This window comes from Psychrobacter sp. CAL346-MNA-CIBAN-0220, assembly GCF_040309805.1.
In the GTDB taxonomy this organism is placed as follows: Bacteria; Pseudomonadota; Gammaproteobacteria; order Pseudomonadales; family Moraxellaceae; genus Psychrobacter.
The window spans coordinates 1-266 of record NZ_JBEOPF010000350.1; the positions used below are offsets into that span (position 1 = coordinate 1).

Here is a 266-nt window from a genome sequence, read left to right on the forward strand (position 1 = left end):
GCGAAGTAATGTATTCAACCGACAACGCCTTTGGTCCGGCTAACTTTTGGGTGCTTAAAACCGTTGACCCACAATCCTTAACCATGACCGATTTACCGTTAGCTGACGCAGTCGAAGGCACCATTGATGATAAAGGTGAATATGTTTATTTTACCCAATTTGGTCTGCAAGTTAGCGGCGACAATGTCAAAGTGTATCGCGGCGGCGCTAAAGGTGAAATTTGGCGTTATAAGTTAGGCAGTAAACAAGAAGCACAACAGTTAACC

Annotated in this window: 1 protein-coding gene; it reads left to right on the forward strand. The window is 44.4% G+C overall.

Annotation, left to right across the window (positions count from 1 at the left end):
• The coding region (locus AAEY88_RS13940) for a hypothetical protein (RefSeq protein ID WP_350563335.1) at positions 1–266 on the forward strand (266 nt) is incomplete at both ends.